23 protein-coding genes are annotated in these 24027 nt (G+C 32.2%); 16 read left to right on the top strand and 7 right to left on the bottom strand.

Going from position 1 to position 24027, the window contains the following annotated elements; all coding sequences use genetic code 11:
• Window positions 1-133 precede the first annotated feature (133 nt).
• The 6 genes from Q9969_RS09100 (at window position 134) to Q9969_RS09075 (ending at window position 5514) form a co-directional block, all read left to right on the top strand.
• A complete protein-coding gene (locus Q9969_RS09100) occupies window positions 134-415 on the top strand; it encodes a 4Fe-4S binding protein (RefSeq protein WP_305512287.1) in 282 nt (93 codons plus the stop codon).
• A gap of 162 nt (window positions 416-577) precedes the next feature.
• Window positions 578-703, top strand: a complete 126-nt coding sequence (locus tag Q9969_RS09095; protein ID WP_305512285.1) for a hypothetical protein — start codon at window positions 578-580, stop codon at window positions 701-703.
• Between the two features lie 786 nt (window positions 704-1489).
• Window positions 1490-1756 carry a DUF6110 family protein gene (locus Q9969_RS09090; protein WP_305512283.1) on the top strand — a complete coding sequence of 89 codons (267 nt, stop codon included), beginning with the start codon at window positions 1490-1492 and terminating at the stop codon, window positions 1754-1756.
• Between the two features lie 27 nt (window positions 1757-1783).
• The gene (locus Q9969_RS09085) at window positions 1784-3931 is read left to right on the top strand and encodes a heavy metal translocating P-type ATPase (RefSeq protein WP_305556989.1); all 2148 of its coding nucleotides are present in this window, start codon (window positions 1784-1786) and stop codon (window positions 3929-3931) included.
• Between the two features lie 71 nt (window positions 3932-4002).
• A complete protein-coding gene (locus Q9969_RS09080) occupies window positions 4003-4752 on the top strand; it encodes an ABC transporter permease (RefSeq protein ID WP_305512279.1) in 750 nt (249 codons plus the stop codon).
• 9 nt (window positions 4753-4761) lie between these two features.
• Complete coding sequence (locus Q9969_RS09075) at window positions 4762-5514, top strand: ABC transporter ATP-binding protein (RefSeq protein WP_305557314.1); 753 nt, start codon at window positions 4762-4764, stop codon at window positions 5512-5514.
• Window positions 5515-5562: 48 nt separating this feature from the next.
• On the opposite strand, the gene thiD is transcribed toward Q9969_RS09075, so the two are convergent.
• The 3 genes from thiD to proS are packed head-to-tail and all read right to left on the bottom strand — an operon-like array spanning window position 5563 to window position 8392.
• Window positions 5563-6306 carry a bifunctional hydroxymethylpyrimidine kinase/phosphomethylpyrimidine kinase gene (gene thiD, locus Q9969_RS09070; RefSeq protein WP_305556973.1) on the bottom strand — a complete coding sequence of 248 codons (744 nt, stop codon included), beginning with the start codon at window positions 6304-6306 and terminating at the stop codon, window positions 5563-5565.
• Window positions 6307-6981: a 2-phospho-L-lactate guanylyltransferase gene (cofC, locus tag Q9969_RS09065; protein WP_305556970.1), complete on the bottom strand. Its 675-nt coding sequence runs from the start codon at window positions 6979-6981 to the stop codon at window positions 6307-6309.
• Between the two features lie 7 nt (window positions 6982-6988).
• Entirely contained in the window at window positions 6989-8392 is a 1404-nt protein-coding gene (gene proS, locus Q9969_RS09060) for a proline--tRNA ligase (protein ID WP_305512276.1), read from the bottom strand.
• A 275-nt stretch (window positions 8393-8667) separates the two neighbouring features.
• Between proS and Q9969_RS09055 the strand changes: the two genes are divergently transcribed.
• From Q9969_RS09055 to Q9969_RS09025, 7 genes are all read left to right on the top strand, one after another.
• A complete protein-coding gene (locus Q9969_RS09055) occupies window positions 8668-9069 on the top strand; it encodes a transcriptional repressor (RefSeq protein ID WP_305512275.1) in 402 nt (133 codons plus the stop codon).
• A gap of 14 nt (window positions 9070-9083) precedes the next feature.
• On the top strand, window positions 9084-9350 hold the full coding sequence (locus tag Q9969_RS09050) for a hypothetical protein (RefSeq protein WP_305556967.1): 267 nt from the start codon (window positions 9084-9086) through the stop codon (window positions 9348-9350).
• 24 nt (window positions 9351-9374) lie between these two features.
• Window positions 9375-9698, top strand: coding sequence for a hypothetical protein (locus Q9969_RS09045; RefSeq protein WP_305512271.1), 324 nt, complete (start codon window positions 9375-9377; stop codon window positions 9696-9698).
• Between the two features lie 142 nt (window positions 9699-9840).
• Window positions 9841-10887 carry an NAD(P)-dependent glycerol-1-phosphate dehydrogenase gene (locus Q9969_RS09040; protein WP_305556952.1) on the top strand — a complete coding sequence of 349 codons (1047 nt, stop codon included), beginning with the start codon at window positions 9841-9843 and terminating at the stop codon, window positions 10885-10887.
• Entirely contained in the window at window positions 10884-11321 is a 438-nt protein-coding gene (locus Q9969_RS09035) for a UPF0179 family protein (RefSeq protein WP_305512267.1), read from the top strand. Before Q9969_RS09040 ends, Q9969_RS09035 begins: the two co-directional genes overlap by 4 nt.
• Window positions 11322-12008: a ribose-5-phosphate isomerase RpiA gene (gene rpiA, locus Q9969_RS09030; protein WP_305556920.1), complete on the top strand. Its 687-nt coding sequence runs from the start codon at window positions 11322-11324 to the stop codon at window positions 12006-12008. It begins immediately after the preceding gene.
• Between the two features lie 8 nt (window positions 12009-12016).
• Window positions 12017-12232: a hypothetical protein gene (locus Q9969_RS09025; RefSeq protein WP_305512264.1), complete on the top strand. Its 216-nt coding sequence runs from the start codon at window positions 12017-12019 to the stop codon at window positions 12230-12232.
• Window positions 12233-12274: 42 nt separating this feature from the next.
• Here Q9969_RS09025 and Q9969_RS09020 read toward each other — a convergent pair whose 3' ends face one another.
• Window positions 12275-15229, bottom strand: a complete 2955-nt coding sequence (locus tag Q9969_RS09020; RefSeq protein WP_305556915.1) for a right-handed parallel beta-helix repeat-containing protein — start codon at window positions 15227-15229, stop codon at window positions 12275-12277.
• Window positions 15230-15607: 378 nt separating this feature from the next.
• On the opposite strand from Q9969_RS09020, the gene Q9969_RS09015 reads away from it, so the two are divergent.
• Complete coding sequence (locus tag Q9969_RS09015; protein WP_305556913.1) at window positions 15608-17347, top strand: right-handed parallel beta-helix repeat-containing protein; 1740 nt, start codon at window positions 15608-15610, stop codon at window positions 17345-17347.
• Between the two features lie 346 nt (window positions 17348-17693).
• Window positions 17694-17918: a winged helix-turn-helix domain-containing protein gene (locus tag Q9969_RS09010; RefSeq protein WP_305556911.1), complete on the top strand. Its 225-nt coding sequence runs from the start codon at window positions 17694-17696 to the stop codon at window positions 17916-17918.
• 205 nt (window positions 17919-18123) lie between these two features.
• Here Q9969_RS09010 and pheT read toward each other — a convergent pair whose 3' ends face one another.
• Window positions 18124-19779 (bottom strand): phenylalanine--tRNA ligase subunit beta, encoded by a 1656-nt coding sequence (pheT, locus tag Q9969_RS09005; protein ID WP_305556906.1) that lies wholly within the window; start codon window positions 19777-19779, stop codon window positions 18124-18126.
• 24 nt (window positions 19780-19803) lie between these two features.
• Entirely contained in the window at window positions 19804-20160 is a 357-nt protein-coding gene (locus Q9969_RS09000) for a hypothetical protein (protein ID WP_305556892.1), read from the bottom strand.
• Between the two features lie 139 nt (window positions 20161-20299).
• Between Q9969_RS09000 and Q9969_RS08995 the strand changes: the two genes are divergently transcribed.
• The gene (locus Q9969_RS08995) at window positions 20300-23014 is read left to right on the top strand and encodes a valine--tRNA ligase (protein WP_305556888.1); all 2715 of its coding nucleotides are present in this window, start codon (window positions 20300-20302) and stop codon (window positions 23012-23014) included.
• A gap of 421 nt (window positions 23015-23435) precedes the next feature.
• On the opposite strand, the gene Q9969_RS08990 is transcribed toward Q9969_RS08995, so the two are convergent.
• Window positions 23436-23840 (bottom strand): PH domain-containing protein, encoded by a 405-nt coding sequence (locus Q9969_RS08990; protein WP_305556884.1) that lies wholly within the window; start codon window positions 23838-23840, stop codon window positions 23436-23438.
• Between the last annotated feature and the right edge of the window lie 187 nt (window positions 23841-24027).

Raw genomic sequence — 24027 nt, 5'->3', positions numbered from 1 at the left:
TTTCACCTATATCATTTTTTGAATTTTGCATTATATATGTTATTCGTTTAATATAAGTTTAGGCATTCCAAAATATTTATATACTATGGAAAATAAAATTAGGAATACCTAAATATTATGGGAGGGGTGTAATTTGAGAGGTAGATACGGTGCTGGTAATTCAATATCTGCATTAGAGATTGGAATGCATATATTTTCCGAATTTTTAAAATCATCACATAAGTCAAGATGGCGTATTGGAAATGAAATTCAAAGATGTTCCTTATGCGGTAGATGTCAAGCAGTTTGTCCAGTTAATGCCATTACCGTAAGTGTACATAATAAAACTTGGACTTTAAATAATAGGAGATGTACTCAATGCCTTAATTGTGCTGTTAAGTGTCCGACTCATTGTTTAACACAAGTCCGTTTATAAAATTTTTAGGCATATAAAAATTTTATTTCTTTTTTTACTTATTTTTATCACTCTGTTATATAAAAAACTCCATATTATCCGTTTAATTTATATATAATGATTTTTTAACATATTATATGTAGTTAACTTGGTGTGTAACTTAAAATTTCGGAGGGTTGTTATATGGGTCACAGACATAGACGCGGTAGATCACCTAGTTTATTTCACTTACGTCCACGTTCTACTCTTGGATTGGTTCGTGATGTTGCATTAGGCGCATTTATTGTTCGTGAAATAATTAAAAAATAATTTAATTATTTTTTTCGAGTATTTGCCAGAATACATTTATTATTCTTTTAAGGTTAAAATATGATTAATTTTGGCCAATGCTCGTTTTGGATTTCTTTGATATGTTAAGTATTTCACATGATTGTCATATATTTTTTTTGAAATTCATCTTATTTTTATTCATAATTTTCCATGTTTTTTTGGGTATAACTAAAAATCTGTCATGTTTTTTTAGGTATAATTAAAAATTAAACCGTTTAATTTAAATATGAAGAGGAAGTTATTTATTAATAGTATAACCAGAAGTTATACATTTAAGGCATTTTAAATTTAAATTAGCTACTTCATGTTTTTACATGATTTTACCTCAAGTACACACCTTTGCTTTTTTAAATTTCATGCCTTTTATTGTTCTTCCTGTTTTTAAGCATTTTTTTAAGTTTAAGACATTTTTTGGCATTGCTAAAAATTATTTTGATTCACGTAAATTATTTTTTTGTATAACTAAATAAAAATCCTTTGTTTGACCTATAAGGGTCTTAAAAATCGATTACTTTATATAATATGACTAATTAATATTGTATTGTCAGATAACTCATGTAAACTCAGTATAGTTTTTAGGTTTACATAAGTTTTGAGATCAGGTTCAAAAAACTTTCTTGCTGAGTTGGAAGTATTTTGTTTCCAGTTATAAAAAATGAATATTTTAGGAAGTCCTAAAATATTAAATATGTTTAAAAACAAACTATATTTAATTGAAGTATTCAAAACTTCAGTTAATATAAAAATTTAAAGGATGGTATAAAAATGAGACGTGAAGATATTATTAAAGCAACTGTAGAACATAAACATGCATTAATTTTTGCAGCAGGAATTGCAACAGCTATTGTAGGTAAAAAAATAATCGAATCTAAAACTGTTAAGGATGCTGCAACTAAAGGAATGGCAACTGTAATGTCTGCTAAAAAAGATGCTGAAGAATGCTTCCAAAATATGAAAGAAAATGCTGAGGACATTGTTGTAGATGAAAATGCTGATGTCAAAAAAGAAGTTTATGTTGAATCAAAAAAATAGATGATTAATTTTTTTTAAGTGATAAATATGAAATATCAAGTAATGCATGATAGTGGACCTCGTTTAAGAGTCCGTGCTGGTCAATGGGCTTTCACTAAAGAAGAGGGCTATGGTCTCGCTTCATTACTTTTAGATCAAGATTTTATTCATGATGTTTTCACTTCTTACAGAAATGGTAGTATTTTAATTTATTATGATGGGGAAGTTGAAAACAAACAAAGGATATTCGATATTTTAGACGGAATCACAATCGATGATTTATTTGAAGCCGAACCAACTCAAACTCAAGTTTCAAAAGAAATTACTGATGATTTCTATTGGAACATAAGTGGAATGATTGGACGTAGGTTACTTGGAAAATGGTTCTTGCCTATGCCAATTAGAAATGCAATAACTTTATATAGGGCTATAAAATATATTTGGAACGGTTTGGATAGTTTGACCAGTTTCCGTGTCGATGTTGCTTTACTTGATGGTGCTGCAGTAACTGGTGCTTTATTACAAGGACAATATGACCCTGCAAGTTCCATGATGTTCTTATTATCCATCTCCGATGAACTAGAACATTATACTGTACAAAAAGCTAAAAGTACATTAAAAGATAGTTTGGCTTTAAATATTGATACAGTCTGGCTAGTTGACGATGATGGTGAAGAGAAACAAGTTCCAGCAATGGACATTGATAAGGGAGATAGAATTAAAGTTCGCATGGGCGATGTAGTTCCTGTGGATGGAAAAGTAGTTGATGGTGAAGGTATGGTTAATGAAGCTTCAATGACTGGAGAACCATTGGCTGTTCATAAAACAAATGGAAAAACAGTTCATGCGGGAACTGTTATGGAAGAAGGAAACATTGTTGTTGAAGTTTACTCAATGAATAAAGAGACTAGATTAAACAAAATCATTGATTTAATCGAAAACTCAGAAGATCTAAAAGCTGAAACACAAGGCAAAGCTGAAAGATTAGCTGATTCAATTGTTCCATATAGTTTCCTTGCCACTGCTTTAACATATTTAATTACAAGAAATGCATCCAAGGCACTATCAGTACTTATGGTCGATTTCTCATGTGCAATTAAATTAACTACTCCATTATCCGTAATTTCTGCAATGCGTGAAGCATCTGATAATAGAATGATGGTTAAAGGCGGTAAATTCCTTGAACACTATGCAAATGCTGACACAATTGTATTTGATAAAACCGGAACTTTAACTAATGCAACTCCAAAAGTTGTTGATGTAATTCCAATGTCTAGAAGATATAAGCGTGATGAAATCTTAAGAATGGCGGCATGTATTGAGGAACACTTCGCACACAGTATCGCTACATCTATTGTAAATCAAGCTGCAGAGGAAGGTCTTAAACATGATGAAGACCACAGTGAAGTTGAATATATTGTAGCTCATGGTATTGTAACCGAATATGATGGTAAACGTGCAGTAATAGGATCCAGACACTTCTTATTTGATGATGAGAAAATTAAATTAACTAAAACTCAAGAGAAAAAAATCGAAAAAGAAGCCGCAGAACACTCTGTAGTTTATTTAGCTATCGATGGTAAACTTGAAGGATTGATCTGCATTGATGACCCTGTGAGGGAGGAAGCAAAATATGTCATTGAAGAGCTTAAAAGCTTAGGTATTGAAAATGTCATAATGCTTACAGGAGACGGTGAAAGCGGTGCTAAGGCAGGAGCTAAATCATTAGGTATTACCCAATACAGATCTCAAGTACTTCCAGAAGACAAATCCAGAATTGTTGAAGAACTTAAAGCTGAAGGTAAAACCGTTATCATGGTTGGTGACGGTATTAACGATTCACCAGCATTGGCAGCCGCTGATGTATCAGTTTCAATGAAGCACTCTTCTGATATTGCCCGTGAAGTAGCTGATATTTCATTATTGTCCGATGATTTATATGATCTTGTCACTTTAAGAAAGTTAAGTGTTGGAATGTTGGATAAAATTAATACTAACTACCGCAATATTCTTGTATTCAATGGTTCCCTTTTAGTTTTAGGAGTTATGGGTTTAATTCAACCTGCAACATCTTCCATGTTGCATAACTTATCTACAATGATATTCGGTGCAATGAGTACTAAATCTGTATTATCCGACAGAGATATTTCAAATGATATTGAAGTAGAAGCTATTCAGGTAGCTGATGCTTCATAATTTTTTTTTAAAGTTTTTATATTATTAAATTAATAACTATTAGTGTGTAAAAATTTTAATTAAGTGATGTAATGTTTGAAAATTATAAAAATAAATTCATTCCATTAATTTTACCAATCTGCATTATAATCTTCTGGTATTTAATTACTGAAGGATTAAGTATGGTTAGTCCATATATATTGCCCGGTCCGATTACAGTTTGCGAATCTGCCTGGAAATTAATATTAAATGGCAAACTTCTTGCAAATACATTAGATACTTTATATAAAGTGTTCGGAGGTCTAATTTTAGCATCTATTATTGCAATTCCTTTAGGAATTTTACTTGGATGGTATAAAACCTTGGAGGACATTGCAACTTTGATAATCAGTGTTTTAAGACCAATTCCTCCGGTAGCATGGATTCCATTTTCTATTTTATGGTTTGGTATAGGTATGTTTCCTGCAGTATTCATTATATTCATGGGATGTGTCTTTCCGATATTGGTTTATACAATTGATGGAGTTAAAAGAACTGACAAAGTTTTAATTGAATCAGCTCAAACTTTAGGAGCTAATGATTTGAATGTATTAAAAAGAGTAATATTGCCATCAGTTGTCCCTTATGTTATTTCAGGACTTAAAGTTGGAATTGGTATTGCTTTAATGTGTACTATTTCTGCTGAAATGGTTGGTTCAAGTAGTGGTTTAGGTTATATGATTCTTACAGCAACAAGTTTATTCGATCCAGGTACAACAGTTGTTGGTATGTTAGATATTGGGTTAATTGGTATCATATTTGATTATGTATTCACCAAAGCTCAAGAGAAGATATTCTGGTAGGTGTTAAGTATTCCAATTGAAATTAAAAATATTAATAAATCTTTTAATAGTAAAAAAACTAATAAGTTATCTGTTTTAGAAGATATTAATTTAAATATTGATGATGGGGAGTTAATTTGTCTTTTAGGCCCATCTGGCTGTGGCAAAACAACTCTTTTAAGATTGATTGCAGGTCTTGAACAACCTACCTCTGGGGAAATAATTGCTAATGGAGAAAAAGTTACAAAACCTTCAGGGGATAGAGCGGTAATTTTCCAGCAATACTCCCTATTTCCATGGTTAACAGTATTGCAGAATGTTACTTTTGGTTTGGAAATGACTAAAAAAGATTCTAAAGAGGAAAATATTGCTGCCGCTAAAAGATACTTAACAAGTGTTGGCTTAATAGACTTTAAAGATAGTTATCCTCATGAACTTTCAGGGGGCATGAAACAAAGGGTTGCAATTATTCGTTCTCTGCTTAACCATTCTCCAATTTTACTTATGGATGAACCATTTTCTGCATTGGATATGCAAAATAGACATAAACTTCAAGAACAACTTATTGGGGTTTGGAAAAGATTCAAAAACACAATAGTTTTTGTAACTCATGATGTTGATGAGGCGGTTTATCTTGCAGATAAAATCGTTATTCTCGATAAAAATCCAGGCAGAATCTCAAAAATAATTGAAGTTGACATTGAAAGACCAAGAAAACGTGAGTCCCAAGAATTCATTGACCTTCAGGAAGGTATTGTAGAAAAATTGGACATGGGAGATTAGTTAACTATTAACTAATTTTCAAACTTCTTTTTTTAATTATGCATGTGACTATTCTTTTACGTTTTGCTGTATTAATGTTCCGTAATTTCCGTTTTTTATACTTTCATATATATAATCTAGAGATTTCGAAATAGCTGTGTGCAAATCATTATTCTTTGCTAGGTATGCGGTTATTGCAGCGGATAAATTACAACCAGTTCCATGAAGATTATCAGTCTCAATTAATTCTTGTTTTATGGTTGAAATTTCACCATTGATGTTAATAGTGTTTATTCCATCTAAATGGCCTCCAGTAATAATGTTATTGCAAACAATTTTTTCTGATGCTTTAATGGCGTCTTCTTTTGTGTTAATGGGCATGTTTGCTAATTTTTCAGCTTCAGAAATATTTGGTGTGGTTAAAATTGATTTTGGAAGTAGATATTTATTTAAGACTCGTGCAATGTCTTTTTTAGTTAAATCTCCACCTGAAGTTGCCACCATAACAGGGTCAACTACTGCCTTCAGATTATATTCATCGATTTTTTTAGCTACTAATTTAATAATTTCAGGGGAATAAAGCATACCTGTTTTTATAAACTCAATCTCATAAGAATCAAAAACGCTGTCAATTTGTTCGCAGATATAATTTTCATCAATTGGCAATGTGGAAAAGAATTTATAAGGATTTTGAGCAGTTAAGGCTGTTACCACTCCGGTTCCATAAACACCAATAGCTTGAAACGTTTTAATATCGGTTAAAACACCTGCTCCTCCTGACGGATCAACACCTGCAATGCTCATTACAATCATTTAATCATCTCTTGTTACTTTTATTCGCTCACTGCCTCTATATGGTTCAAATTTGACCTTTAACTCTTTTAAGTATTGTCTTGTGTGGGTTTTTTCACCATGAATCATGATTTCGCCTAAATCTTCAGCAGTATTGACGTCCAATGCCATGAAAAAGGAATCATGGACTTGCGGATTTAATTTTTTATTCTCAGCAGCATTTACATGTTCTGTATAGCTAAAACCTTCGAATTTGGTACGTATTGCCATAGGCTTCATAATTATCATATTTGTTCCGCCACCTTTAGATGGAACAATGATGAATTCTAGGTTTTTAGATGCATCAATTAACATTTGCACATTAGTTTTTCCAATTAAAGGAACATCGCTAGGGGCAATAAGGACTTTTCTAGTTTTTCCTTTGCAGTATTTCATTGCTTGAGTTAATGCTTTATTTAAGTTTGATTTTTCATTTTCAAGAATGATATTCAAGTTTAAGCTTTTAGCATAACTTAAAACATCATCATCGTTGCTTATGATGAATATTTTATCAACATATTTTTTTAACGAGTCGGTTACATCTCTAAGCATCACTTTCAATAGTTTTTCCCTTTCCTCCTCTGATAAAAAAGGGGATAATCGGGTTTTTGCATTTTTGAATTTAGAAACTGGAATTATTGCATAAATGTTGTCCATATTATCACTAATAAGTTTTAGCAATTAAAGCCATGAATTTAGCATCATTATCACTGGCTATACATTTGCCTTCTGAGATTTCCTCTTGAATGCCTAAAAGGTCATAGCCAGTTCTTTCTTCAATTTCTTTACCTGTCTCTTCGTCTCCACACCATCTGAACTTGACAACATTGCCCGCTTCAACAAGTTCCGGGATTTCGGCAATGTTTTCTGTGAATTTGACATGTTCTTTTTGGAAGTTCCATGCAGTATCAGATAATTTTTCAGTTGTTTTATCTAATAACTCCACAACTGCATCTGCTAGGCTGTCGTCAAGAGGAAGTTCTATTTTTTCTTCTTCATCTCTCCTCATGGCTATTGCAATATTGTTTTCCAAATCACGCGGTCCGATTTCAAGTTTAACAGGGGTTCCTTTAACTTCCCAATCGAAGAATTTTTTACCGGGCCTAATGTCTCTGTCATCCATATTGACTCTTAGACCTTTAGCTTCTAATTGTTCTTTAATTTCCATACACTTAGTTAAAACTTCTTCTTTTCCTTTTTTAAATATTATTGGAATGATGGTTACTTGATTTGGTGATACTTTAGGTGGTAAACGTAATCCTTTTTCTTCACCATGAACTCCAATAATGGATGCAATAACTCTGTCTGAAAGTCCAGCACATGTTTGGTAAACTAATTTGTGCTCTCCATCTTTGTCTTCAAAGGTAATGTCAAATGTTTTTGCAAATGTCTGGCCTAAATTATGGATTGTTCCTATCTGTAATGTTTTACCATTTGGCATAATGATGTCAAATGCCATAGTGTAATCTGCACCTGGGAATTTGTCCCATTCTGGTCTTTTTGAAATTAGATATGGCAATCCTAAATCATCAAAGAATTCTTTATATATTTCAATGAAGTCTTGAATTTGCTCGTCTGACTCTTCTTTAGTTGCATGAGCAGTATGAGCTTCTTTGAAAGTAGTGATTTCACGAACTCTTATCAAAGGTCTTGTGTGTTTTGTTTCATATCTAAAGGTATTTACAATTTGGTAGTATTTAATTGGAAGGTCAATATGTGATCTAATCCATAAAGCATACATTGGATAAATTGCAGTTTCACTGGTCGGTCTCAAAGCTAGCTGTTCGTTTAATTCACTTTGCCCACCTTTGGTAACCCAGTATACTTCCTCTTCAAATCCTTTTACATGTATCCCTTCTTTTGCAAGTTCAGTTTCAGGAATAAGCATTGGAAACAATACTTCTTCGTGATCTTTATCCAGTAATTTTTTAATTATTTCCATTGTGTGTTTTCTTATTTGAAAACCGTATGGCATCCAAATTGCCATTCCTTTAATAGGATATCTTGAATCTGTAATATTCGCTTTTTCTAATATGTCATGAAACCATTCATCAAAATTTTCCACCATATCACCTAAATAACATTTTATAATATAAATTATTCTGTTTTTAATAAGTATTAAAGTTATTTATTTGCTATTTAAAAGGGTAATGGGGATTTATTTTATTTAAATTTTTAATTATGTAACAATTAATTTTCATTTCCAATTGCCTTATCAATTCTCTCAATACAATGTAATTTTTAGAAGTATATTACAATTTTTTTAGAAGTAAAAGTAAAAATATTTATATCATTGTTGTGAAATTATAATATATAGTTTAGCTTAGGATATGAGATGATTTAATGTTATTAAATGAATTGTTTGGTGAAAATGCGAGGATAAAAATATTGGAGGAATTATTAACATATGTTGATTCATTTTTAACTGCAGATGAGATATCTAGGATGTCAGATGTTTCTATAAAAACAGTTTATATTCATATGAATCAATTAGAAGAAATTGGAATATTGGATGTTGAAAAGAAAGGAGCTAAGAAATTCAAACTAGATGCTAATGATGAAAGGGTATTGGCATTAGGATTGATTGAAGCTAATGAATTTTTAAGAAGGTCTGAGAGATTAGAGTTATCATTTGAAATCAGCGAAATCAGCTCTTCTGAAAATATTAAAACATATTCAGATTTCAATCAAGTGGAATTGTTATTTGACGAAGCACCTATTTTAGAGTTTTCAACAACATTATAATCGGGTTGATAATTATGAATAATGAAAAACAAGAATTGAATATGTTAATCCCAGAAGAGTTAACCGAATATTATATTACAGGTGGGGCAATAGCCTCTTCTCCTGTTGACCTGAGATTAATTTTATTTACAGATGAACTTGAAAGAAACAATAATATATTAGATGGTTCAAAAGTGGGAATGGTTCGCACAGCTAAAACTGAAATTATCATGTCTCCTATAGTTGCAAAGCAGTTAAGAGATTTATTAGATAAAGAATTAAAAAAATATGGTGATGGCTAATTTTTTGATTTTTTTGGAGGCAATATGATAAATATTGATAAGGATCCAAAAGAGATAATCAAAGAATTATCGGCATCCGAAAAAAATATTTTGTATATTTTGGGAAAAATGCGAATTTCCGTTAAAAAGAATTTTAATGAGAAAACATTGAAAAAGAAGTTAAGTAATGAGGATTTAAAAAATTATAATCATGCATTTTCTAATTTATGTACAAGTGGGATAATTGTAATGTATAGGCCTGAAAACTATGGAGTTTCAAAGATAGGTCGAAAAATTACTGATGAAATTGTTGAACAAAAAAGAAGAAAAAGATATTCTATTTTAAGGATTTTAATGCTTCAAGTTTGATTATTTTTTTAAATTAGCATAATTTCTTGAGTTAATTTTTATTTAAGTAGGTTAATTTAAGTCAGAATTATCACATTATAAAAATCTATTTATAATTACTATTTATAAATATAATGATGTATAATTATTTTTAGGAGATATTATGAGTAACAGGAAAATACAAATGCCTCGTGAAGTTTACATTGATCCTGGTATTATCAAAGACACTGGGGATATTTGCAAGTCTTTGCATTTGGATAAAAAGATTTTAATTGTTACTGGTTTTCATACATACTATATCGGTGCAAAACCAGTAATTGAAAGCCTTGAAAAAGCAGATATTGCATGTGACGTTGTTAAAGTGGACAATGCATCTTACGACTCAATATCCGAAGTTGAAGAATTCATTACACCTGACACTACCGTTTTAGGTGTAGGTGGAGGAAAAGTTATTGATGTGGCTAAAATATCTTCATATAATCAGGATGTATATTTTGTATCTATGCCAACAACAGCTTCTCATGACGGCATCGTATCTCCTTTGGCATCAATAAAAAATCCAAAAACCTCAATATCCGCTAGTGCACACTCGCCAATAGCGGTCATTGCTGATTCAGAAGTTATTGCACAGTCTCCATTCAGATTACTTTCTGCAGGTTGTGCAGATTTAATCTCGAACTTTACAGCTATTAAAGATTGGGAACTGGCCCATAGACTTAAACATGAGTCGTTTAGTGAATCTGCAGCAGCATTATCAATAATGTCTGCTCATTTAATCACTGACAATATAGCTAATATTAAACCCAATCTCGAACCTAGTGCAAGAATTGTGATGAAGTCATTATTCAGTGGCGGAATGGCAATCAGCATTGCTGGCTCATCAAGACCTGCAAGCGGATCCGAGCATTTATTCTCCCATGCTCTAGATAAGATTTTAGATAAACCTGCATTGCACGGGGAGCAATGTGGTATAGGCACAATAATGATGATGTATCTTCATAGTGGGGATTGGAGAGCGATAAAAAAAGCACTTGAGGGTGTAAAAGCTCCAACTACTGCCCGTGAAGTGGGTATTGCTGATGAGGACATTATTGAAGCATTAATGATGGCTCATAAAATCAGGCCTGCCAGATACACAATACTTGGAGATAACGGAATCTCTGAAGAGGCGGCTTATGATTTAGCTCAAAAGACTGGAGTGATTGAATGATTACATTAATTGGTATAGAAATTGCAAAAGAAGGCCAAGAATTTCTATTTTTAGGTCCAGCACCCGAATGTGAAGAATGTAGATTTAAATCATCTTGTGTAAGCAAATTGGAGTTAAATCGAAAATATGTGGTCACTGATGTTCGTGATAACGAACAAAAATGTCTTATACATGGTGAAGGTAAGGTAGTGCCTGTAGAAGTGGAAAAAGCATCAATTGGTTTACTTACCAATTCAAAAAATATATTTGAAGGTTCAACGTTCACATATAATTCTCCAAATTGTGAAGAGATTTGCGAATTTCATGATTTATGTTTCCCTGATGGTTTGGTGGAAAATGATAAATGCCTTGTTTTAAAAAATGATGGCAAACATGAAGGAAAATGTAAAAAAGGTTATAAACTTAATAAGTTAACTTTAGGATTTGTGGTATAAATGAAAAATGCTGGTAGTAATGATTCTAGTAAGAAAAATGCAGGTTATAAGGCTGCTGAATATGTTTGTGATGGAATGGTTTTAGGACTTGGTACAGGTTCTACAACTCATTACTTTATTGAAAAAGTAGGCATGAGAATCAAAGAAGAAGGAATTAATGTAATGGGAATTCCAACATCATTTCAATCATTATTAATTGCTAAACAGTGGAATATTCCAGTAACCACTTTGGAAGAACATGATATTGATTTATCAGTAGATGGTGCTGATGAAGTAGATCCTGAGTTTAATTTAATTAAAGGTGGAGGCGCGGCTCACACAAAAGAAAAGATAGTGGATTATGCTGCAGAGGAATTCATAGTAATTGTTGATGAATCAAAATGTGTGGAAGAGCTTGGATCATTTCCAGTACCTGTGGAAGTCCTGCCTGATGCATCTCGTATGGTAATTCAAACCTTAGAGGATATGGGTGCAAATTGTGAGATAAGAATGGCGCAAAGAAAAGACGGGCCTGTAATAACTGATAATGGTAATTTTGTAATAGATGCTAAATTTGATAAAATAGAATCTCCGGATTGCTTAGAGATTGATTTGAACTCAATTCCTGGAGTAGTTGAAAATGGAATCTTCTCACAAATGGTTGATAAAGTAATTGTTGGAACCAAAGAGGGTACAAAAGAATTATAGGTGATAACATGTCTATGTTTGATATTCCAGACATAATAGATTTAACCTATAAACTGGCGATCGTTTTCGGTGCTTTAGTAGTCCTTTATGGTATTTTATGGTTGCTTGTAACATTGGGGGTAATCCCGGCGATTGTTGCAGCTATATTTCCACAGGTAGTATTGATAATCATTGGATTGTTTATTATTTATGCTGCAGTTGACCGCAGAAAAAAATATTATTAATTTTTTAAAAAAAAGAGAAAAAGAGATTATTTAAATCTCTTCTTATTTTGTTTTAATCTTAATCTGTTTGGTTACTTTGCTATAGTATTTATTGCCTTTAAAAGTAATTTTAGCTTCAAATTTACCTTTTTTAGTTAATTTGTTAATTTTAAAGGTAGCTTTACCTTTAGAATTGGTTTTAGCATAGTAAATTTTACCTTTAACTTTGATGGCAACTTTTGCTTTAGCAATTTTCGCACCGGTTTTTGATTTCAGAACAATTGTATATTTTTTATTTTTAGTTTTTACTTTGAATGTTTTCTTTTTGGCAGTTATTTTGCTTGCTTCTTTGGTGATTTTAATAGTTGTTGTTTTACTTACAGCTTTATTGGCATTGTCTCCAGAGAAAGTAACAAAGGCTTTTTTAAATCCGGTTGAAATAGCTTTTAAGGTTACGGTAGCAACACCTTCTGAGTTGGTTGTTCCCTTATAGGTTTTACCGTTGAATACTATGGTAATAACTTTATTGGTCAAAACCTTTCCATTAGCATCATTAAGGGTTACAGTATATTTGTAACCTGAAGCAATAGATTTTAAATGAACAGTTTTGCTAACGGCAGTTAAAGCAGATGCAGCTCTATCATCTTTCACGGTAATTGAAGCATTTCTACTTGCAGATGCATAATTGTCATTACCTTCATATCTAATTGCTGCTTCATAAGTGCCGGCGGTTAAACTTAAATTGACTGTTGCAATACCATTGGCATTAGTGGCGGTTGTGTAGTTAACTCCGTTAATTGTAACAATCACAGTTTGTTTTGGAATCGCTTTGTTGTTTTGATCAATCAGTGTAATTTCAAGAGTTCCTTTCTTATAACCAACAGTCACATCAGCCGCATCGATAGTTACAGTTTCTTTATCGGAGTAGGTTCTCACTACATTATCCTCAGATTGATATTTGTTTTCTGCTTTTGCAAGATAAGTTGCAAAAGTAGGAGGGTATGGTAATGAGTCTAAGTTATATGTGTTTGCACCGATTGTTACATTGTAATATCCTCCACCAAGTAAAATACCAATTCTGCTTCCTTTTAATGTATTATTAAATAAACATTCATTGCCTGAGCCATAACATGTGATGGAAGCAATTTTAGAGTTTAAAATGGTGTTGTTGTATACAGCATGTCCTCTTGAGTGCATTAAGTAAATTCCTTCTTTGGAACCTGAGACGATGTTGTTAAATATGGTTGCATTGGGTCCGGTTCCGTGCCTTACATCAATGCCATGGTTTATGGCATTAGTAATTGTATTGCCTGCAATGGTACTGTAAGGGGAACCAAAGTTCATTATGCCTGTTGTGTATTGGTCATGTACATTATTGTTTGTAATAATGCTGTGGTTACAATGTTGTTGGAAAATACCCCAGGATGCGCCTTTGATATCACAACCTGTAATTGTTAAATTAACTGTAGACTCAGCATAAAGGCCGGAAGTCTTATATTCATCTGTTTTTGGTGTTACCTTTGTTGTATCATATCCTGGGTATAATGCAATGATATTCAAATTGCTGACAACTGCATTGGTGTTATTTAATACATATAATACTGCACGGTATGCAACTGAATATCCTCCATTGTTAGTGCTTGCCCTTACTTTTTCAGGAATGTAATTTAAGCTGATATTGTTATATCCAATTAAAGTTGCATTGTTGCCGATTATTTTAATGTTTTTATCAGTGTAGATGGAAATGTTTTCATAAATTCCATTTGCTTCGAATTCTAATGTGTCTTTGTCATTCATTGAGCCGATTATGGTTTGAATCTCAGCACTGGATGTTCCAATTGGAACGGTGTATATAGTTCCAGTCTTTTCTAAAATTGTAGCATAATCAATGCCGATTCCTGCAGGAGCTTTAATTTCACTGTATTCAGTGTAAGTTGGACTGTAACTTGAACTGTCAGAATAGGTACCCATTATATCTGCAGTGTCTTGATAATCAGATTTTGCTTCTGCAACATAATATACAAAGGTTGGAGGCATTGGCAGGTTATCTAAATCAAATTCATTTTCACCAATGGCGATATTGTTGTATCCCCCACCTAACAATACTCCAATTCGGGATTTTTTCATAGTGTTGTTATAGATATTTATGTTTGATGATCCATAACAAGTAATAGAACTTATGGTACAGTTAATCAATGTATTATAAGATGCTGTGTGTCCTTTTGAATGCATTAAGTAAATTCCTTCTTTAGAACCAATTACTGTATTATTTATAACTTTCACATTTGGTCCAGTACCATGTCTCACATCAATACCGTGGTTTATGGCATTGGAGACTTTATTTTGTTCAATTAAAGTTTTGGCAGATCCGAAATTTAAAAATCCTGTTACTGCCTGATTTTTAACAGTATTTTTTTTCACAATTCCATCTTCACAAAATTGGAAATATAATCCCCAGGAGGATCCGTCCAGGGTATTATTTTCAAAAGTCAAATTCTTTGCCTGATAGGCATATACTAAAGTATTTAAATAATTCGAAGAGCTGTTTGCACCTCCGACAATAGTTAATCCATTAATAGTCACTCCGGTTGTCTTTAAAATGTATAATGTTGCAAAGTTTTTAATAGAATATCCTCCACCACTGGTGTTTCCCCAAATGAGTTCAGGTGTGTTATTTTTGGAAGGGGTATCGTATCCTACTAATTTTGCTCCATTGCCGTTTACTGTAATATTTTTGTCAATGTAAATGCAGATGTCATTATATGTTCCACTTTCGAATGATAATGTGTCACCATCGTGCATACCGTTGATTTTTTCTTGGATTACAGAGCTATTTGAACCTGCTGTAATAGTTTGTTGTGATGATAACATATCATCGTCGCTTTGACTTATTGTTGCTATGTCATTAGTTTGATGTAACTGAACATCTTCTGTAATTTCTTCAGCAAATACAGAATTTAAACTTAATATTACAACATATACTAATAAAATAGCTAGAATAAAATTCTTTCTATTCATTATTTCACTCTTTTATTTAAATTTTAACCATTGCTTAGAAATTCATAAAATTAAGATTAAGCAACTTATGATATAGTGTATTTTTCATTATATTTAAATTAAAATGTCTTAAAATTTCTATATAACACTGTTAATATTTGTAAAACATAATTTAAACACTTTTAAATCCATATTTTTTGATTTTTTTAATAAAGTTTATATATTATTGCTATGATATTCTATTGTATAATCAATATTCATGTTCGGTTAACTCGTTAATTTAAGTGTATGATTATGCCTTTAAATTGGATAGTTCATTATCAATAGTCAATTAATTTCATATAATAATATAACTGAATGGCATGTATTGATTACAATTACATATTGGAGAGTAAAAATATGGATAAGAGATTTTCAATAATTTTGTTCATATGTCTAATTAGTTTATTTCTAATTTCGGCAGTTAGCGCAGCAGCTGATGAAAGTAAAACCAATAATGCAATTGCCGGTTTTGATACCCACTATCAAGTTACTTCTGATTTGTCAAATGATGATGTTCAAAGTATGTTTGATGGAGCTAGTGATGGGGATACATTCGAGTTTACAGATTCCAATTATAATGACATGTCTTTAATTGTGGATAAAAAGCTGAATATTGTATCTAATTGCAATTCTAAAGTTTATACTTCAAGTCAGCTAAGTGACAGTGCAAGAAAATTAGGAATCACTAGTTCCTTTGGATTTTACTTCACATCTGCTGGTGCAGGCAGTGTTTTATCGGGAATTACCATTGTCTCTTCAAATAGCGATTGCGGAATAATTGTTGATTCAGCTAGAAATGTAACAATCAATAATAATGTAATTGCGGGTGGTAAAAATTGCATTTTAATTAAAACCTCCCAAGACATTACTATAATAAATAACAATATTTCAAAAGCAACAGCAAATGGAATTCAACTTCAGAATGTTTATAACTCGTTAATCTCAAAAAACGATATTTCTCACAATAAAAGATCAGGAATTGAATCTTCAAATATTTATCATTGTGAAATAACTAATAATGCTGTTCATCATAATAATTTTAATGGAATTTCATTGTTCAATATATCTTATGGAAATGTAATTAAACACAATCAGGCTTATGAAAATCCAAATGGCATTTATATTAATTCAAAATCTTCATATGATGTTATAAATGCAAATTCATTTATCCACAATCGAAAAGACACAGATTATGAATTAGGTGCTTTTGAATCTGGTAATGGTTTACTTTTTGGAGAGAACTTCAGAACTTCCAAAGAAGATAGTTCTGCTAGATTGGAAGTTAAATATAATGTTTTAGCACATAATGAAGGTTATCAAGCTAAAAATAATCCTGAATTGCCGACATTCAAACTTGGAGAAAATTGGTTCGATTCTACTGATGATGAGAATACCTTTGTCTGCCCTATGCTTTTGGCGGGCATTATGAAAATGGGAACAGTATCTGTTAAAAACGGTATAGGTCTTCAGATGTATGATACTAAAGGCCAGCCTGTAAAGGAGTTTGGAACATTTGATACTACAGTAAATGTTGATGGTAATACCTACACTGCGAAATTTGTAAATGGCAAAGCCACAATCGATGCAAATTTAGATCCTGATAGGGAATATGATATTGAAGTTAATATTGGTGGAAAACCTGTAACTTTTAAATATAAAGTTGCTTCTGGCAAAACTGGTGAAAATAAAGACTCTTCTACCACAGACCATACTGGTGGAAAAAAAGGATCATCAGGTTCTAATCCGCAAACTTCCACAAGTTCAAGTTCTGGTGTTGCTAAAGGCAATGGGGGGAATGGAACTTCCAACAGTGCACATTATGCAAATTCTGATAAATCAGGAGTTTATGGAACTAATGCATCTGGCAGTTATCGGGATTCATCTGATAATGGTGAAAGTGCCTTGACAAATGGGGATATTGATGCAGGAGATGCAAGTGAAGGTGAAGTATCTAAAGAAGGGGAAGCATATGAAGTCGTACCTCAAAGCAAGATTTCAAAAGAAATCACCGATACATCAGGTCTTGTGGTATTAAGTATTATTTCCATTATGGGAATGCTTATTTACGGATACTGGCGTAGAGATAACTGCGATTAAATTCTTTTTCTTTTTTTTTTATTTATTGGCTACTTTTAACATATGATCTTTAAAATTCAGCTATTACGGTTAATGAAAAGGAATGTGGGTTGTTGAATGATTTAAAATTTGTATTGGGTGATATAAATATCAGTGTAATCATGAAATCATTGATAATAATGATTCATCATATTTAAAGTCATTTTTACTCTCTTCAAGTGAAAGCATAATTTTAAAATGGATTTGGGAAACTGGTAGTCTGTATTTTTTTTATATAACTTGATGGGTCTAGAAGTAATGGAACCATAAGTTTAATAGTACTTGGGGAATAATATATTATTAATATGTGGATAATGAGGTTATTTTTATGGATGATGAAACACTTAAAGCATATGGTTATGTAATTAGTTCATCCTACAGGGAAAAATCGGTTAAATCCTTAAGTGATGGTAAGAAAATTCCAACAGATTTGGCAGAGGATATTGGAATTAGAACAAATCATGTTTCTAAAGTTTTGCGCGAACTTAAGGAATGTGGTGTAGTTGTATGTGAAAATGAGGAAAAACGTAAAAATAGAGAAAATATAAATTGACTCCTTAGCTAAACTTGTAGATTGATGCTATTTTTTCAATGTATTGGTGATTTAATTGAGAAGAGGGGTGATAATTTTAGTAGTAATTATAATTGTATTGTTAATTATGATATTTGCTTTCAATAATTATGATGCTTCTCCAACTGGGGATAATTACTCTTATATTGAAACACAAATGCGAAAATTATGGTATTGAAAAAGAATTTTAATTTAAAAATTCAATTTCAAATGCAATAACAGGATAATCAAGGGTGAAATTACTGATTACTTCAGGGGATACCTCACCAAAGAAACCTTTAACAGAAAGGTTGCCTGCACCACCTTCAACATCGGCCACTCTACCGCTAATGAAGGTCTTATTTTCACTATCCCTAATTTCCATTGAGTAACCAAGGTTAGATAAAACACTAGTTACAACAGATTTTATTTCGGTAAAGTTGGCAGTTGAGTGACAAATTACTCCAGCTAATTTTTTGGAAGAAACGGTTTTATTTTCTTTACTTTCATCTAAGTATAAAACGTCCCCAATTTCGAATATTTTTTGAGGCAGATCCTCATGTTTGTTGTCTTCTAAAAATTCCATTAAACTATTGATTAGGCTAGTTCTAATCATGGTTCTATCAATTGTAATTGGTTTTGCAACTTGCACATGAGGTTTTTCTTCCTGATTCATGTTTCTGTAATGTGATTCTTCGCTTGTAAGCATTAGACTCATTACTTCCTGGAAACCTAAGCCAACCATCACATCACGAATGCTGCTTTCTGATTTAAACCAATTGTTTTCATAAGCAACAGTATTGATGTCAGGCAATTTTGCTACAACATCATTAATGCGGTATTGCACCGCAATATTTTCAACAATATCAACTTCATGTAAAATATCTATTCTGTAAGGGGGGATAATGGCTTTAACTTCATTATCATTTAATATTTCAGCATCAAAACGAGCTTTTTTAAGCAAACCTTCAATATCTTTGGCAGTTAAATTAGTTCCGCCGATTAATTCATTTGCAGTATCAACATGAATGTTCATTTCTTGTGGAGTCAAATCCGGACTAACAATTATTTTATCATCATATTTAACTTCCATGCTTTTGATTTGACCTCCAACTTCAGCAAATGAAGAGCAAATGATGTTTAATGTTTGATTAACCGCTTTCTCATCAGTTCCAGTTACATCGACAATAATGTTTTTTGTGCTCTCATGGAGTTTTGTTAATTCTCCGTTAATAATCGGAGGCATAGATAAGACATTGTTGTTTTTATCCAGAATTAATGGGTATTTGTCAAATTCGTCAATTAAATGGGCATAATCTTTACCTTTTTCATGCTCTTTTAAAATTGCTTCAGGAGTCATTTCCAAGTCTTTTTCCAGCGGAACAAAAGCATTTTCATCTTTTGGTGTAGCAATATATCTGAATGGAGCTTCAACAACATCCGCATTATGAATGCCGATAGCTACTTTTTTCCTATCTCTTCCAATAACCCAGTGAAGGTTTTCTTGGAAATCCATAATATATTTGAGTTTATCACCAGCAAAATCAACATTGTCGATTTTAGCAAAAGCAATGTATGGTCTGATTTCGGCAACTTCGTTTTCAACAATTACCTCTTCATTTGAATGGATTGTTTCATATTTTGCTAATCCTACTTCCTGACCAATAAAACCTTTAAAAGATCTAGCCACTCCCTCAACAGATAAATTGTCCGGACGGTTTGGGAAGAATTCTACTTTGATTTCTTCATCATCAAAGTCCTCAATATCACTGGACATCATTGGTAAAGTGTCTATTAATTCATCTTTTTCCATGTTGATACCTAAATCTCTTAAATCTTTATATTTAAATGTTATAACTGGCATTCAATAACTCCATTAATTAATTTATTATAATCCATATATTAAAATGAAAAATAGAGACTCAATTACAAAGTGAAGAGCTCTATGTTCTAATTCACCCATATCTCGTATAAAGACAGTATGGGTTACATCAATTGTAAAGTGGACTAGTGCTCCTAGTATTCCAATAACCGGATTTAAGAAAACTATTGACAATACTATAAAATGAAATCCAGCTTCCATCGCTTCATGGGAAAGCCAAGTTTGCCATGTAGAATGGGTGGATTGTTGAATTAAACCACCTAATAGTATGTAGAAGTTATTTAATACTTTCCACATTAAAGTGGTGTGCAATACATCACTTACAGCTAATACAACTGCAATATAAAACCATAGTAATTCCATTTCTCACACAATCCTTTTTTAATTCATAATATTATTATTCTAATTTTATTATATAATATAGTTATCTATAAATCTTTTTAAATAATAAGCTACATACCTAATAATATTATTCTTACTTAGATTAATTAGGAGAAAATATATGTCAAATGAAGAAATTCCTAAAGACTATGATTTTAAAAAAGAGAAGATATGGGAGGAAAAATGGGCAGATGAAAACATCTACAAATACATTGGAGAGGGTTCACGTCCTAGATACATTATTGATACTCCCCCACCATACCCAACAGGCTCAATTCATTTAGGTCATGTTTTAAACTGGGTTTACATTGATATGAACGCAAGATATAGAAGACAAAAAGGTGCGGATGTTCTATTTACACAAGGATGGGATTGTCACGGTCTTCCGACTGAAGTGAAAGTTGAAGAAACTCATGGCATCAAGAAAAATGATGTTTCAAGAACTAAATTCAGAGAGTATTGTGTTGATTTAACTATTGGTAATATTTCAAAAATGAAAGCGCAAATGAGGGCAATGGGTTATTCCCAAGATTGGACTCGTGAGTTTGTTACAATGACTCCTGAGTACATGAGAAAAACCCAATATTCATTTTTAAAAATGTATGAAGATGGATTAATTTATCAAGGAATTCACCCTGTAAATTGGTGTCCTCGCTGTGAGACAGCCATTGCATTTGCTGAAGTTGAATATTCGGATAATACTACATTTTTAAACTATGTTAACTTCCCGCCAGCTACTGGGGACGTATATGATGGAATTGTATCCTCACAAGCTTCAGGCAAGCAAGCGAACCCTAAAGATGAGGGCATTTTAATTGCAACTACTCGTCCGGAATTAATGTCCGCATGTGTGGCAGTTGTAATTCACCCAGAAGATGAAAGATACACTCATCTTTTGGATAAATATGTTGAAGTTCCCCTATCTCATCAAAAAGTAAAAATTATTGCAGATGGGGAAGTGGATCCTGAATTCGGTACCGGTGCAGTAATGATTTGTACTTTTGGGGATAAAACAGATGTAAGCTGGGTTCAAAAATACGATTTAGAAATTATCAATGCTATTGACGAAACAGGCACATTAACTGCAGCTGCTGGAAGATATGAAGGAATGGACTTGCAGGCTTGTAAAAAGCAAACTATTGAAGACTTGGATAGTGAAGGTTACTTAGTTAAACAAGAACAAGTGGATCAAAATGTAGGTCAATGCTGGAGATGCAAAACTCCTATCGAGATTCTTGTTAAGAAACAGTGGTTTGTAGCAGTTCGCGAACTAATCGAAAAAACCAAGGTTGCGGCAGATGAAATGAACTGGGTGCCTGAACACATGAAATCCCGTATGATGAACTGGGCGGATTCCATGGAATGGGACTGGTGCATTTCAAGACAGAGAATATTTGCAACTCCAATTCCTGTTTGGTATTGTAAAGATTGTGGGGAGGTAATTTTACCAGAATCAGAAGATTTGCCAGTAGATCCAACATCCGATAAACCTAAGCATCCATGCAAATGCGGATGTGAGGAATTTATCCCTGAAGAGGATGTTCTGGATACTTGGATGGACTCATCTATTTCACCATTGTCTATTGCAGGATGGCCTGATGAGGATTATGCAAATCACTTCCCATCAAACATACGTCCACAAGGTCACGACATTATCCGTACATGGGCATTTTACACTACTCTTAGATGCTTAGCTTTAACTGGAGAAAAACCGTTTGATGATATTGTAATCAATGGAATGGTTTTTGGTGAAGACGGAAACAAAATGAGTAAATCAAGGCCTGAGTTTGTAGTCGGACCTGAAGAGGTCATTGAAAAATACGGCGCCGATTCTTTAAGAACCTGGGCCGCTAACAGTGTTCCGGGGTCTGATGTAATATTTGATTGGAAGGACATCAAGCATGGTTACAGATTCCTTAGAAAATTCTGGAATGCATTTAGGTTTATTAGCATGCAGATATTTGACGAGGAAATTACATATGATGAAGTTAAAGACAGCTTCAACCCATTGGATTTATGGATGTTGTCAAAATTAAACAAATTAAATAAAACTGTTGATAAGGCATTTGCAGAATATAACTTTGCTGAAACTATAACTTCTATTGAAAGATTCTTCTGGCATGATTTCTGTGATGAATATATTGAAGCTGTAAAGTACAGATTATACTCTGATGTTTCAGACGAATCAAGAAGAACTGCAAAATACACTTTAAAAACAGTTGTTGAAACTTCTTTAAAATTATTGGCTCCAATTGCACCGTTCTTTACAGAAGAAGTTTACCAATACTTCTCAGATGAATCAATTCACACTACTTTATGGCCTGAAGTACATGAGGAGTTAATCAACGAAGAAATGGAAAGGAAAGGCGAAACCACTGTTGAGTTAATTGATGAAGTTAGAAGATTTAAATCAGCTTCAAAAATACCATTGAATGCAGAACTTTCTGAAGTAAATGTTTATACTTCAGATGAAGGTTTGGCGGTCATATTCAATGAATTTGAAGATGATCTGAAAGGAACTTTAAAAATCAATAAATTAGCTATTGGCTCTGGAAAACCTGAAGTTCATGAAAAAATCATTGAAGTAGAACCGGACATGTCTCAAATTGGACCTAAATTCAAAGGGGATGCGGGTAAAATCATTGGATATTTAAAATCCACTCCAATCAATAAAATTGGGGATGTTTTAGATGCTAATCATGAACTTGCAATTGGTGAGATTGTAGTTTCCCAAGACATGTTAAATATCAAAAAAGAGATTGTTGGAGCATCTGGTAAAAAAGTAGATATCCTACAATCTGAAAACTTAGATATGATTGTTGAAGTAATAAGATAATTACTTCCATATCTTTTTTTTAATTTGGAGTGTTGGCTGAAATTATTTGGTTTTGAATATTTTTCATTCTGCATTCTGTTTGTTTTTTGTATATCATTTTTAGGTTTGTATATGTAGTGTATTGCAGTTATAACTGTAATTTTACAGATTTGGTAGTTTGAATAAGTCAATTTGATTTTATTTCTCTCCTTTTTCTTGTGGGACGGGATATGCTCCATTAAGAGTTAATTCTTAACTATTGAGGATAAACATTTTTATAATTCATCAAAAACAAAGTAATCAATGGAAATGGATTGTCAGGTTCATTATGATTGTGATGATATTATTTGTCTAAATTTAACGAATGCATTACTTAAAGTAATTAAATTCAAATCCTCTTGTGTTATTTAAAATTAAAAAAGAGTATAAGCTAGTAATTAGCTTATAATAAATAGTGTTCTTTTACTAAGTGTATGATTTGTTTTGCTTCTTCAGCTTGGGATTTTGGAACTTTAAATGATATTGGTACATTCATTGCTCCACCTTCCATTAAAACAATTGGATTGTTACTTACTCCTATTTTGATATCTGCATCAAAATCAAGAGATCCTGCTGTTTCAAAAGAAATGGTTTTAATTGTTTTTTTAGGATAAAATTTAACTTGCACTTTTTTACCGCTTAATCCTTGTACATCAATATCATATATTCCGTAATTGGTTAATATGACTGCATCTCTTATGAAATGAAATGATTGGATAATTTCTTCGCCTGGAGCGAGGTATTCTTCTACGATTGCTGTGTCTCCACCTATTTCTGCATGTCCTACTACTTTATCGAGTAATCCCATATTATCACCTTTTTTTTAGATTTATTTTAATACTTTATTTAATTTAGTTAATATAATTTTCTATTTTTTTCTACTAAATTTGATTGTGCTGTGTTTAGTATTCTTTTAACGGCGTCTTTTTTTCTTTGGGGTCGTTTGATAAGAGGTCAGGTATGTCTAGTTTTATTAGTTTGAATAAAACATTGAT

Origin of the sequence: Methanobrevibacter sp. V74 (assembly GCF_963082495.1) — an archaeon.
GTDB lineage: Archaea > Methanobacteriota > Methanobacteria > Methanobacteriales > Methanobacteriaceae > Methanocatella.
This window is presented reverse-complemented; position numbering and strand designations above follow the sequence as displayed.